Annotated in this window: 10 protein-coding genes; 6 read left to right on the forward strand and 4 right to left on the reverse strand. The window is 73.2% G+C overall.

Annotated features, from left to right (window positions below):
- Positions 1-167 precede the first annotated feature (167 nt).
- The 3 genes from RAN62_RS19175 to RAN62_RS19185 form a co-directional block, all read right to left on the reverse strand.
- Positions 168-2030, reverse strand: a complete 1863-nt coding sequence (locus RAN62_RS19175) for a DEAD/DEAH box helicase (RefSeq protein WP_305786058.1) — start codon at positions 2028-2030, stop codon at positions 168-170.
- A gap of 419 nt (positions 2031-2449) precedes the next feature.
- Positions 2450-2674: a DUF3107 domain-containing protein gene (locus tag RAN62_RS19180; RefSeq protein ID WP_305786059.1), complete on the reverse strand. Its 225-nt coding sequence runs from the start codon at positions 2672-2674 to the stop codon at positions 2450-2452.
- A 37-nt stretch (positions 2675-2711) separates the two neighbouring features.
- Complete coding sequence (locus tag RAN62_RS19185) at positions 2712-3374, reverse strand: TetR/AcrR family transcriptional regulator (RefSeq protein WP_305786060.1); 663 nt, start codon at positions 3372-3374, stop codon at positions 2712-2714.
- 236 nt (positions 3375-3610) lie between these two features.
- On the opposite strand from RAN62_RS19185, the gene RAN62_RS19190 reads away from it, so the two are divergent.
- From RAN62_RS19190 to RAN62_RS19215, 6 genes are all read left to right on the forward strand, one after another.
- Positions 3611-5668 (forward strand): Daple, encoded by a 2058-nt coding sequence (locus tag RAN62_RS19190; protein ID WP_305786061.1) that lies wholly within the window; start codon positions 3611-3613, stop codon positions 5666-5668.
- Complete coding sequence (locus tag RAN62_RS19195) at positions 5668-6639, forward strand: alpha/beta fold hydrolase (RefSeq protein WP_305786062.1); 972 nt, start codon at positions 5668-5670, stop codon at positions 6637-6639. Before RAN62_RS19190 ends, RAN62_RS19195 begins: the two co-directional genes overlap by 1 nt.
- 28 nt (positions 6640-6667) lie before the next feature.
- The gene (locus RAN62_RS19200; protein WP_305786063.1) at positions 6668-7480 is read left to right on the forward strand and encodes a DUF3152 domain-containing protein; all 813 of its coding nucleotides are present in this window, start codon (positions 6668-6670) and stop codon (positions 7478-7480) included.
- A gap of 238 nt (positions 7481-7718) precedes the next feature.
- Entirely contained in the window at positions 7719-9737 is a 2019-nt protein-coding gene (locus RAN62_RS19205) for a DUF3152 domain-containing protein (RefSeq protein WP_305786064.1), read from the forward strand.
- Between the two features lie 110 nt (positions 9738-9847).
- On the forward strand, positions 9848-11029 hold the full coding sequence (gene moeZ / locus RAN62_RS19210; RefSeq protein ID WP_305786065.1) for an adenylyltransferase/sulfurtransferase MoeZ: 1182 nt from the start codon (positions 9848-9850) through the stop codon (positions 11027-11029).
- Between the two features lie 117 nt (positions 11030-11146).
- On the forward strand, positions 11147-11953 hold the full coding sequence (locus tag RAN62_RS19215; protein WP_305786066.1) for a prenyltransferase/squalene oxidase repeat-containing protein: 807 nt from the start codon (positions 11147-11149) through the stop codon (positions 11951-11953).
- On the opposite strand, the gene RAN62_RS19220 is transcribed toward RAN62_RS19215, so the two are convergent.
- Positions 11950-13188: a glutamate-5-semialdehyde dehydrogenase gene (locus RAN62_RS19220; protein ID WP_305786067.1), complete on the reverse strand. Its 1239-nt coding sequence runs from the start codon at positions 13186-13188 to the stop codon at positions 11950-11952. The two genes, RAN62_RS19215 and RAN62_RS19220, sit on opposite strands and share 4 nt — an antisense overlap.
- Between the last annotated feature and the right edge of the window lie 12 nt (positions 13189-13200).

Here is a 13200-nt window from a genome sequence, read left to right on the forward strand (position 1 = left end):
GAGGGCCGCGCGCACTGAGGGCCGCGCGCACTGAGGGCCGCGCGCACTGAGGGCCGCGCGCCGAGAGCCGCGCACTGAGAGCCGCGCACTGAGAACCCCGCCGAAAAGGCAGGAGCATGCGAAAGGGCGCCCCGCCGACCGGCGGAGCGCCCTTGTCACGTCGAGGATCAGTCCTCGGAGCCCGTCCCGGCGCCAGCCTCGGAACCGCCGCTCATCTCGCCGGTGGCAGCGGCCTCGAACCCGGCGTCGTCGCTCGCGCCCCGGGGGCTGCGGCGACGGCGGCGACGCGGCTTGGTGCCGGCCTCCGCCGAGTCGCCCGCCTCGGCGGAATCCGACGACGGTGCCGAGGTGGAAGACGCCACGTCCGCGGAAGAGGAAGTGGAGGGCGAGGGCGCCGCATCCAGGGAGGAAGCGGAAGGCGCCGCGCCCGACGAGGAAGAAGAGGAGGCAGCCGACGATTCGGCGGTGACGGCCTCGTCCGCGCCGGTCACCAGCTTGCGGCGGCGCCGGCTGCGCGGGGCGCGAGCCGGAGCGTCCTCAGCCTCGGAGCCCGGACCCGAGCCGGAGTCCGCACCCGATCCGGAGTCGGAGCCGGAAGCGGACTCGTCGCCCGAGCGACCCCGGGACCGGCTGCGCGAGCGCGGCGGGCGGCCACTCTCCCCGCGGTCACGGTCACGGTCACGGTCACCGCGGCCGCGCCGGCGGGTGCCGCCCAGGTCCTCCTCGACCTCGGCCGCGAGGCCGGCGCGGTTGCGCTCGGCGGTCGGCAGGGTGCCCGAGATGTCCGTCGGGATGTCGAGGTCGGAGTAGAGCGCCGGCGAGGTGTGGTAGGTCTCCGGCGGCTGCGGGGCGTTGAGGCCCAGCGACTTGTCGATGAGGGCCCAGCGGGGCATGTCCTCCCAGTCCACGAACGTCACGGCGACGCCCGTGGCCCCCGCGCGGCCGGTGCGGCCGATGCGGTGGGTGTAGGTTTCCGGGTCCTCGGGGCAGTCGTAGTTGATGACGTGCGTCACACCGGAGACGTCGAGGCCGCGGGCGGCGACGTCGGTGGCGACGAGGACGTCGATCTTGCCGCTGCGGAAGGCGCGGAGGGCGCGCTCACGGGCACCCTGGCCGAGGTCACCGTGCACGGCCGCCACGGCGAAGCCCCGGAAGTCGAGGTCCTCGGCGACGCGGTCGGCGGCTCGCTTCGTACGCGTGAAGATCATGGTGAGGCCGCGGCCGTGCGCCTGCAGGATGCGCGCCACCATCTCCACCTTGTTGAGCGGGTGGGTGCGGTAGACGACCTGCTTGGTCAGCGGCGACGCGGCGCTCTCGGCGGTGTGGCCGGCGTGGATCGTCACCGGGTGGCGCAGGAAGCGCCGGGACAGCGCGACGATCGGGTCGGGCATGGTCGCCGAGAAGAGCATGGTCTGCCGCTGCTCGGGGAGCATGGCGAGGATCTTCTCGACGTCTTCGAGGAAGCCCAGGTCGAGCATCCGGTCGGCCTCGTCGAGCACGAGGGCCTTGATGGAGTCGAGCTTGAGCTGCTTCTGCTTGGCGAGGTCGAGCAGGCGGCCGGGGGTGCCGACCAGGATCTCGACGCCCTTCTTGAGGACGTCGACCTGCGGCTCGTACGCGACGCCGCCGTAGATGGGCAGCACGCGCACGCCGCGCGTGGCGCCGGCCGCGGCCAGGTCGCGGGCGACCTGCAGGCCCAGCTCGCGGGTCGGGACGACGATGAGCGCCTGGGGCTTGCCGTCGGCGCCCTCGCCGGGCGACGTGATCCGCTCGAGCAGGGGCAGGCCGAAGCCGAGGGTCTTGCCGGTGCCGGTGGGCGCCTGGCCGATGAGGTCGGTGCCGCGCAGCGCGATCGGGAGAGCATATTCCTGGATCGCGAAGGCCCTGGTGATCCCGGCGGCGGCCAGCGCCTCCACCGTCTCCGCGCGGACGCCCAGCTCAGCGAAGGTGGGGCTGTCGGTGCGGACGGGGGCGCGGGTCAGCGCCGGGACCAGGGCGGGTTCTGTCTCGTTGGTGTCGATGTCGGTCATGAAGTCCTACGGGTGCCTCTCGTGGTGCGCCCGTCGAATTCCTGGGCGCGATCTGGGTAGGGCGCGGGCCACACGCGAGAAAGGGCTCGCGGGCCGCACGCGCGTCGCCGCGGCGAAACCAGCTGAGGAGTCCAGCCAGGGGAAGGGTCCAGAGGCCTGAAGCAGACCAGCTGAAGGATCGATGTGGGCGGCGACGCAGCAAGTCTACCCGACGGAGAGATTTCCCACCCCTGGCGCAAAGGGGACAATGCCCGCGACCTGCCCCGGAGCAATTGCCGGGCCATATGCTCCGGCGCCCGGCAAAAGGCGGTCAAGCGGCGAGATGTGAAAAGACTCAGATAGCGCGAACGCCGGGACCCGGACGATCCAGGTCCCGGCGTCCCGGGTGACGGGCGTGGCCCGCCCCCCGAAAGACCAGCTCAGCGCGTGGTGAAGCCGAACGGGCGGTTGGAGCTCTCGGCGATCTCCACGTAGGCCAGCTTGGCGGTCGGCACGATCACCTTGCGGCCCTTCTCGTCGGTCAGGGTCAGGACGCTCTCCTTGGCCATCGCCTCGGTCACGAGCTGCTCGACCTCGGCCGGCGTCTGCGCGCTCTCCAGCACCAGCTCGCGCGCGGCGTACTGCACGCCGATCTTGACCTCCACGGGTCCCTCCCTCTCAGCAGTCTGTACGAAGTGAAGGCTAGCCGATTTCCGCAGGCGTTCCCGGCGTTGACTCACCCTGCAGCGGGAAGCTGGCGATGCCGCGCCAGATCAGGGCCGCGACCAGCGACTCCGCCTCGTCCTTGGGGGTCTGCCGCCCGGTGGCCAGCCAGTATTGCGCGGCCTGGCCCGCGGCCCCGACCAGGCCGGAGGCGATCAGCTCGGCGTTGGCCTGGCTCAGCCCTGTGTCCGACACCACGGTGTCCGTGACGGCGGCGATGCAGCCCTGCTCGACCCGCTCGACCCGCTCGCGGACCTGCGGATCGTTGCGCAGGTCGGACTCGAAGACGAGCCGGAACGCCTCGCTCTCGTGGTCGACGAAGTCGAAGTAGGCCCGGGTGGCGCCCTTGACCCGCTCCTTGTTGTCCGGCGTGGCCAGCATCGCGCCGCGTACCTTGGCGATTATCGCGTCGCAGTGCGTGTCCAGCAGGGCGAGATAGAGCTCGAGCTTGCCCGGGAAGTGCTGGTAGAGCACGGGCTTGGAGACGCCCGCCCGCTCGGCGATCTCGTCCATGGCGGCGGCGTGGTAGCCCTGAGCCACGAAGATCTGCTGCGCGGCGGCAAGCAGTTGCTTACGGCGCGCGGAGCGCGGCAGGCGCGTCGGGCGCCCCGCCGTCTGGGCTCCGCCGGACGCAGCGGTCATGTCTACCAACCTCCGAGCTCGTCTCCGCGCCGCGCGGGCCGACGCGGCTGCCCGGTTCGGCGATGGTCGCGTCCGGGCGGGCAAAAGTCGCAACGCTGCAACTTATCGCCACTGCCACAACACGGTAGCCTCAGCACGGGGCAAGCGAGGAGCGTGGTGTGGACGAAACAGGGCAGAACGGTGACGGAGGTACCGCGGAAGGCGGTACCGGTGCCGAGTCGCACGACCGTGCCCTGGTGAACGGCTGGGCCCCACGGGAGAGCCCGTGGTCCGCCGGCAGCGCGCTCGACGCGGAGAAGGCGGAGAACGACCTCCCGTCGTGGCGCCGCCCGGCCACCGAGATCCGTCCCTACACCCGGGAGCGTTCCCTGACCACCGACTCGTCGCCGAGCGACCTCCGCGCCTATGCCGTGCCCCCGCCGCCGCACAACTTCCAGCCGTCGCCGCAGTCCGAGCGCGCGGCCGGAGGTCCTTACCAGCCGGGGCCGCAGAACGAGCGGCAGAGCCAGCCGCACGAGCGTCCGGGCGCCGCGCCGGTCTCCCCGGTGCCGCTGACCGGGCCGATGCCGGGCTCGCCCGCCGCCCGCCCCTCCTCCCCGGCGCCGGTCGGGGCCGAAGGAGGCACCCGCGCGGAGAGGGCAGACAGAGCCGGGGGCGGCACCCCGCGCTGGCAGGAGAGCCGCGTCCGCTACGACGACCTGCTCTCCCCGCTGCCACCCGCCGACGAGCCCGGCCGCCCCGATCCGCTCTCGCCCGAGCTGCTGCGCGGCGAGGAGCCCCGGGCCGCCGCGTCGGCCAGCGCGCCGCCCTACCCGTACGAGGGTGATCTGGACGACTCCCGCCGCGACACCCGGATGGCCTTCCCCGCGGAGCGCCCGTCCCGATCGGCCCCGCGCCCGTGGGGGAGCCCCGACGCCGCCCGGCACGCCCAGCCGACGCCGATGGAAGGCCTGCCGCAGGTCGCCCCGGCCGACGACGCCCGCTCCGGTGATCAGGGCCCCGGCCGCCCGTCGTACGATCCCTCCAGCTTCCCGCGCCGGCTGCCCTACGAGCCGGCGTTCCCCGCCCGCCCCGGTGACCCCGGGGCCGGCAGCACGGGTGAGCAGACCCCCGCGTTGCCCCAGCGCGTCCCGGCCCGGCCGGACGTGCCCACCGTCCCGGAGCCGCCGTCCGTGGAGCCCTCGGCCGAGACCCCCGCGCTGGCGCGCATCGCCACGCACCTGCGCCGCGACGACGCGCTCGAGTCGCACGAGCGGCAGGAGGGCTTCGACGTCAAAGCGATCCTGGAGGCCGTCCGCGAGGTGCCCGGGGTCCGCGACGCCGCCCTGCGCACCACGCCCGCCGGGGCGAACAGCCTGCGCCTCGACCTCGCCGAGGGCGCCGACCCGGCCGAGGTGAGCCGCCAGGTCGCCCGCCTGCTGCAGGACCGCATGGGCCTCGACGCCGCCATGCAGGGCGCCGCGCCGCTGGGTGGCATGCCGCCCGCACCGGCGCCGCGCTCGGCTCCGCCCGGACCCGCGCCCCGGTCCGGCCCGCCGTCGCCCGCGCCTCGATCGGCCCCGCCGTCACCCGCGCCCCGGTCGGCCCCGCCGGCTGCGGCGGCACCCAGGTCCGCGCCGCCGGCGAGCACGGGGGCCCCGGCGACCCCGGCATCCCGGTCGGTGTCGCCGGCTCCGCTGCGTCCGGGCCCGGCGCCCGCCTCCGCGCCGCCGTCGGTCACCCGGCCCGGCGCGAACCCGGCGTCGTTCCCGACAGCGGGCACCTATCAGTCCGGCGCGGGCTATGCCCCGTTCGTGCCGGCGCAGCCCAACCCGGCCGGCCGTACGCTGCCCCAGCGCAACCCGGCCGGTGAGAGCCCGCGGCCGCTGCTCGAGCCCGGCGACCGCCCCGGCCCGCGCATCATGATCGAGAACGTGCAGGTCAACACGTTCGGCACGGAGGCCACCGTGTCCGTGCGCCTGACCGTGGGCGGCCGGATCGCCGCGGGGGAGGCCACCGGTCCGGCCTTCGACGGCTACCTGCTGCGGCTCTGTGCCACGGCCACCGCGCACGCCGTCGACCAGTTGCTCGGCCACTCGATGCACGTCGAGGGGCCGGCCAAATGCTATGTCGAGCACGCGGCGGTCGTACCCTTCGGGTCCATCCAGGTGGCGGTGGCAGTCGTGCTGCTCGCCACCGACGGCTGGGTCGAGCAGCTCGCGGGCTCGGCCGTGGTCACCGGCGACGACCGGGACGCCATGGTGCGCGCCACACTCGCGGCGGTCAACCGGAGGCTTGAGGCACTCTTGTCCTGATGAAGGGTGCACAACTAGCGGCCGACGAGGCCCTCCCGCCGGACGGTGCCGTTCCGCCGCCGTGGCCGGCTCGCAAGATCCAGGTCGGCGGCGCGATGCTGCACGTGCGCGACACCCCCGGCACCGCGCCCTCGGCGGAGCCCGCGGTCTATGTGCACGGGCTCGGCGGCTCCTCGCAGAACTGGACGGACGTCGCCGGGCTGCTGGCCGACCGCCTCGACGGCCAGGCCGTGGACCTGCCCGGCTTCGGCTACAGCGATCCGACGCGGCGCTACTCGGTGCCGGCCTTCGCTGCGGGGCTCATCGCCTATCTGGAGTACGCGGACCGCGGCCCGGTCCATCTGGTGGGCAACTCGCTCGGGGGCTCCATCGCCGTACGCGTGGCCGCCCTCCGCCCCGACCTGGTGCGCACCCTCAGCCTGATCAGCCCGGCGATGCCGTTCCTCAACCCCCGGCGCACCGCGCAGGGCCCGTTGCTCCCGCTGCTCGCCCTGCCCCGGGCCGACCTCGTCTATGCGTGGGGCCTGGGCCGGATGACCGTCGAGGAGGTCGCCGACCAGGTGATCCGCGCCTGCTTCGGCGACACGGCCAAGGTCAGCGACCAGCGGCGGGCCGAGGCGACGGAGGAGATCCGGCTGCGTTACACGGTCGAGCACTACCCGAAGGCGTACATGGGAACGCTGCGCGGCCTGGTCTCGAGCTTCCTCCGGGCGTACCTGCCGGGGGCGAACTCGCAGTGGCGGCTGGCCGCCCGCGTGACCGTGCCCACCCTCGTGATCGGCGGGATGCGCGACACGCTCGTCGACTCGCGCGTGCCGGCTCAGGTGGCGCGGGCGATTCCGGACAGCCGGCTGCTGCTCCTGCCCGGCGTCGGCCACGTCGCCCAGATGGAGGTGCCGCGCCTGGTGGCCCGCGGCATCCTCGGCCTGCTCGACGAGGTGCGGGGCAAGGCGCCCACAGCCACCGTGTGAGAGGGATCATTGTGGCAGGGTGAGGGCGATGGCCGAGTCCCCGACACCCGCGCCCGGCCGCCGCTGGCTGCCCGCCACGCTGCTCGCCGGGGTCGTGCTGGTCGCCGGCGCCCTCCTCCTCCCGCGCGTGTGGTCGGTGACGTCCGCCACGCCCGTCGCCTCACAAAAGCCGCGTCCAACGAAGATCGAAGAGCCCCGTCCGACGAAGAGCGCGGGACGAACGCCTGCGGACCCGCTCTCGCTGCCCGGCAAGGTGCCCACCCAGGGCTCGGGCACCTTCACCCATGCGCCGGGAACGAGCAAAATCTTCGGCACCCGGGGTACGCTCCGCCGCTTCCGAGTGGCCGTCGAAGACGGCAGTGGCGAGAACGTCCGCGCGTTCGCCGCCGCGGTCGAGGCCACGCTCGGCGACCCGCGCAGCTGGGCCGGGACGGGACAGGTACGCCTCCAGCGCGTCCCGGTCACCACGGCCGCCGGCTTCACCGTGTACCTCGCCACGCGCACCACGGCGGGCCGCATGTGCGCGAACGGTGGCGTCGACATCACGGTCGGCGGGCGCCCGTACACGTCGTGCCGGACGACCGGCCGGGCCGTCATCAACCTCGACCGGTGGCGGCTCTCGGCGCCGACCTACGTGGCCGCGAAGGTGTCGCTCGCCGTCTACCGCCAGTACGTGATCAACCACGAGGTCGGGCACGAGCTCGGCCGGCACCACGAGGGCTGCCCGCGGCGGGGCGGGCCGGCGCCGGTCATGGTGCAGCAGACCCTGACGCTGCGGGGCTGCACGCCCTACGCCTGGCCCCGCGAGGACGGCCGGACGCTGCGCGGCCCCGCCCTCTGACCGATGCCTCCCGCCCCTTTCGCGTACGCCTCCCAGCCCCCGATCCTGCCTGCTCACGCCCTTCGGCCCAGCCGGTGGGGGCGGTTCGGCCGGGGCGGCATCACCTGGGAGTCGATGGTTCTGAGGTGGTCTCGCGAAACGCCTGTGACGAGCCGCCGCCTCTGGCACTCTGGCGTTTGTTATGGCAAAGGTGACAAAAGGCTCCCCAGTGCCTCGGACCGCCGACGAGGAACTGCCCGTGCGGGAGCCCACGACGGCGACGATCCCGGCTGATGCCGTGCCGGTGAAGGCCGCGCCGGTGAAGCGCACGGCCTCCCGGGCGACTGCCGCCAAGGCCACGCCGGCCAAGACCGCGGCGACGAAGGTGGCGGCCACGAAAGCGGCGGCGACCAAGGTGGCGGCGACCAAGGTGGCGGCGACGAAAGCGGCGGCCACCAAGGCGACCGCGACCAAGACGACCGCGACGAAGGCCACCGCGGCGAAAGCGACCCCGGTCAAGGCGACGGCGGCGAAGGCGGCCCCGGCGAAGACGACGGCGGCCAAGGCCACGCCCGAAAAGACGGCGAGAACGACGGTGGCCAAGGCCACGCCCGAGAAGACGGCGAGAACGGCGGCCGCCAAGGCGACGCCCGCGAAGACGGCCGCCACCAAGGCCACCCCCGCCAAGACGGCGAAGGCCACCCCCGCGAAGACCGCGAAGGCCACGCCCGCCAAGGCAGCCGCCGCCAAGGCCACCCCCGAACCCGGGGACGGCACGGCGGCGAAGCGAACCCCGGCCCGCACCCGAGCCCGCAAAGCAGCGGAACCGGCCGCGGTCTCCGCCGGCGAGGTCGCCGAGGCGTACGCTGCGGGCAAGGCCGACGCCGCAGCGGTCTCCCCGGCGCCCAAGACCGCCGCAGCAGTCGCGCCCAAGACCGCCGACGCCGCAGCGGTTTCGCCGGCGCCCAAGACCGCCGCCGCGAAAGCGTCCACGGTGGCCGAAGCCCCGGCCGAGGACGAACCCGTGCTGGTCACCGCGGGCCCGACCCGCCGCACCTCCCGCCGTTCGAGCGCGGCCAAGGCGCCGGCGGTCGAGCAGCCCGAAACGCCCGCCGTCACGATCCAGGCCCCGGGCGCGCCGGCTGTGACAGTGCAGACGACAGGCCCGGCCGAGGTCACTGTCCAGACCGCGGAAGCGCCCACCGCCACCGTGGCGGCACCCGACGCGCCCACCGAGGTGATGCCGGCCGTGCCGCCGATGGCCGACCCGGTTTTGCCGCCGGCCGGTGCGCCGTTCGGGGTGGGGGCGGGCTCCGGGCGTACGGAACAAATGTGGCCCGGCAGCGCACCCACCGTGCCCATGTCCGCGATCCCGCCCGCGGGACCGATGATCATCCCGCCGCCGCCCGTGCCGCCGGAGGAGACGGACGCGGACACGGCGCCGGCCGCCCGGCGGATGGACAAGAAGCGGCGGCAGGCGGCCGTGCTCATCTTCCTGCTGCTGGCGGTGATCGTGCTGGTGGCCGGGCAGATTTTGCGCAATCACGACGACGAGACCAAGCCGTCCGGCAGCCCGGTCGTGACCGCTCAGCCCGGCGCGGCGGCACCGGCCCGGCCCAGCGCGGCGGCCAGTGCGGCGGCGGCCACCAAGCCGGCCGCCGGGGGCATCCCGCCCGACGCCGTCGACCAGCCGCCGACCAAGGCGCCGGCCAACATGAGCGCGACCGGCTTCACCTTCGTCAGCGGGTACGGCCCGGTGCTCGGCACCACGGGCACGCTGCGCCGCTTCAAGGTCGCCGTGGAGAACCGGATCGGGCAGGGCAACGGCGGCGAGTTCGGCGACGAGATCGACCGGGTGCTCGGGGACCCGCGCAGCTGGATCGCCGCCCGCCAGTTCCGGCTGCAGCGCGTGCCGCAGACCGCCGCCTCGGAGTTCACGATCTATCTGGCCTCGGTGCAGACGACCGACAAGATGTGCGCGACCGGCGGCCTGACGACCGGCGACTTCAGCTCGTGCCGGCTGCCGGGCCAGGTCGTCATCAACCTGGCCCGCTGGCAGGACGCCGTCCCGGACTACGACGCGCCGCTCGAGGTCTACCGGGCGTACGCGATCAATCACGAGGTGGGCCACCAGCTGGGCCACGCGCACGAGGCCTGCCCCGGCAAGGGCGAGCCGGCGCCGGTGATGATGCAGCAGACGTACGGCCTCAAGGGTTGCGTGGCGAACGCCTGGCCCTATCTCGACGGCAAGCGGTATGCCGGCAACCCGGTGAGCTGACGGCGCATTCCCCGTCCCGCATGTCGGGCCGGTGTTCCTCGTCATGGAAAATCCGGCGGTCACCGAGCAACAATGGGTGCGCACCTTACCGTCAACCCGGGGAGTTCACCGTGTCACTGCCCCCGCTCGTCGAGCCGGCCGACTCGCTGTCGATCGACGAGATCCAGCGCTACTCCCGTCACCTGATCATTCCTGACGTCGGCATGGACGGGCAGAAGCGGCTCAAGAATTCCAGGGTGCTCGTCGTCGGCGCCGGTGGTCTCGGCTCGCCCGCGCTGCTCTATCTGGCCGCCGCGGGCGTGGGCACGCTCGGCATCGTCGACTTCGACACCGTCGACGAGTCCAACCTGCAGCGCCAGATCATCCACGGCGTCTCCGACGTCGGCCGGCCCAAGGCCGAGTCCGCCGCGGCGAGCATCGCCGAGATCAACCCGCTGGTGCAGGTGGTCATCCACAACACCGCCCTCGACGTGGACAACGTCAAGGAAATTTTCAGCCAATACGACCTGATCGTCGACGGCACGGACAACTTCGCGACGCGTTACATGGTCAACGACGCCGCGGTGCTGCTCGGCAAGCCGTACGTGTGGGGCTCGATCTACCGCTTCGACGGTCAGGCGTCCGTGTTCTGGGAGGAGCACGGTCCCTGCTACCGCTGCCTCTACCCGGAGCCCCCGCCGCCCGGCATGGTCCCGAGCTGCGCCGAGGGCGGCGTCCTCGGCGTGCTCTGCGCGTCGATCGGCTCGATCCAGGTCAACGAGGCCATCAAGCTCCTCACGGGCATCGGCGAGCCGCTGGTCGGCAAGCTGATGGTCTACGACGCCCTGGAGATGGAATACCGCAAGATCAAGGTCCGCAAGGACCCGAACTGCGCGCTCTGCGGCGAGAACCCGACGGTCACCGACCTGCTCGAGGACTACGAGGACTTCTGCGGCGCGGTCTCGACCGAGGCGCAGGAGGCGACCCTCAACGCCACGATCACGGCCAAGGAGCTCAAGGAGTGGCAGGACTCGGGCAAGGACCTGTTCCTGGTCGACGTCCGTGAGCCCGCCGAGTGGGAGATCGTGTCGATCCCGGGCGCCACGCTGATCCCCAAGGGCGAGATCCTCTCCGGCGAGGCGCTGTCCCGCTTCCCGCAGGACCGCCAGATCGTGCTGCACTGCAAGTCGGGCGTCCGCTCGGCCGAGGCCCTGGCCGCCCTCAAGCAGGCCGGCTTCAAGGACGCGGTGCACGTGCAGGGCGGCATCGTGTCGTGGGTCAACACCGTGGACCCGTCGCTGCCGTCGTACTGATCGTCACCCATTCGAGGTGCCAACTTGTGGGCGGCTCGTCCCTTTGGGGGCGGGTCGCCCTTCTTAAGTGCCGCTGAGCAGCGGCGCGAACATCATCCGCGCGGTAGCGTCTCGGTCGTGGTCGATATGGATGCCGCGATCGGGTACGTCGTGGCGCACGGCGATCCGGTGGAGCGGGCGCGCTTGTCGTGGCTGCGCGCGGGTGCGCACCCGCCGGAGGCCGTGCTGCAGCGCATGGAGAGCGGCCAGACGGAGGCCGGCGGCTGGCCCGCGGCGGGCGACGGCTCCGTGCCCTCGATCGACGCCACCTGCTTCCGCCTCGCCGAGCTGGACGATCTCGGTGGCCTCCAGGGGCCACCCGTCGAGAAGGCCCTCGCCTGGCTCGCCTCGGTGCAACGCGAGGACGGCACCTGGCAGGAGGACGAGTCGCTCGCCGACGTGGCGCCGGTGTGGGCCGTGCCCGGCGACCCGGAGGCCACGTTCTACCAGACCGCGGTGGCCGGCTTCTGGCTGACCGTGGCCGACGTCGAGGAGCACCCGCACCACGAGGCCCCGCCCCGCTACGCGAAGGAGCTGGGCGCCGCCGCCCGGTTCGTGGTCTCCCAGCTGCGCTCGGACAACACGTGGCCGTCCTTCCTGGCGGCCGGCTGGCACGCGGCGGGGCTCCTGCACGAGCAGCAGTTCTTCTACGAGTCGGCGCGGGTGCAGCTGGTCCTGGGCGACCGGCTCGGCGACATGTCCCCGGCCGACCTCGCGGGCATGGCGGCGGCCCTGCGACGCGTCAACCTCGGCGACGACTGGCTGCTGCGGAGCGCGCGCAAGCGGCTGGCGGAGACGCAGCGTACGGACGGCGGCTGGGACAGCGACGAAGGCCCCATCTTCGACGTCAACACGACCCTCACCGCCATCCGGGCGTGTCGCTAACGCGTGTGACCGTTGCCCGTCACCACGTACTTGGTGGAGGTCAGCTCGGGCAGCCCCATCGGCCCGCGCGCGTGCAGCTTCTGCGTGCTGATCCCGATCTCGGCGCCGAAGCCGAACTCGCCGCCGTCGGTGAACCGCGTCGACGCGTTGATCATCACGGCGGCGGCGTCGACCCGGGCGGCGAAGCGACGGGTGGCCGCGATGCTCTCGCTGACGATCGCCTCGGTGTGCCCGGTCCCGTACGTGCGGATGTGGTCGAGCGCGTCGTCCAGCGAGTCGACCACGGCCACCGAGATGTCCGCTGACAGGTACTCCCGCCCCCAATCCTCGTCAGTCGCCGGGACGACGCCGCTCAGCTGGGCCACGCGCGGGTCGCCGTGCACCGTCACGCCCGCGTTGATCAGCTCCTCGACCACGAGCGGCAGGAACGTGTCGACCAGCTCCGCGTGGACCAGCAGCGACTCGGCCGTGTTGCACGTGGACAGTCGCTGGGTCTTGGAGTTGAGCACCACCGCGAGGGCCTTCTCGAGGTCGGCGGCCTCGTCCACGTACACGTGGCAATTCCCGACGCCGGTCTCGATCACCGGCACGGTCGACTCCTCGACCACGGTCTTGATCAGGGACGCCCCGCCGCGCGGGATCAGCACGTCGACCAGGCCGCGGGCGCGCATGAGCTCCTTGACCGAGTCGCGGCTGCTCGCGTCGAGCAGCTGGATGGTGTCGGCGGGCAGGCCCGCGTCGGCGACGGCCTTGCGCAGCACCGAGACGATCGCCGCGTTGGAACTCATCGCCGAGCCGGAGCCGCGCAGCAGCGCCGCGTTGCCCGACTTGAGGCAGATGCCGGCCGCGTCCGCGGTCACGTTGGGCCGGCCCTCGTAGATGATGCCGACCACGCCGAACGGGACCCGGACCTGCCGCAGCTCCAGCCCGTTGGCCAGGGTCGAGCCGCGGACCACGTCGCCGACCGGGTCGGGCAGCGCGGCCAGCTGTCGCAGCCCGTCGGCCATGGCAGCGACCCGCTCGGCGGTCAGGGTCAGCCGGTCGATCATGGCGTCGGTCAGCCCGCCCGTCCGGGCGTTGTCCACGTCCACGGCGTTCGCGGCGACGATGTCCTCCGCCCGCTCGACCAGCCGCTCCGCCATCAGCAGCAGCGCGGCGTCCTTCTCCGCGCGCGTGGCGGCCGCGAGCTCGATCGCGGCGATCCGGGCATCGGCGGCCTGCTGCAACACACTCATGCTTTCCCTCTC

It is taken from the genome of Symbioplanes lichenis, assembly GCF_030709675.1.
In the GTDB taxonomy this organism is placed as follows: Bacteria; Actinomycetota; Actinomycetes; order Mycobacteriales; family Micromonosporaceae; genus Actinoplanes; species Actinoplanes lichenis.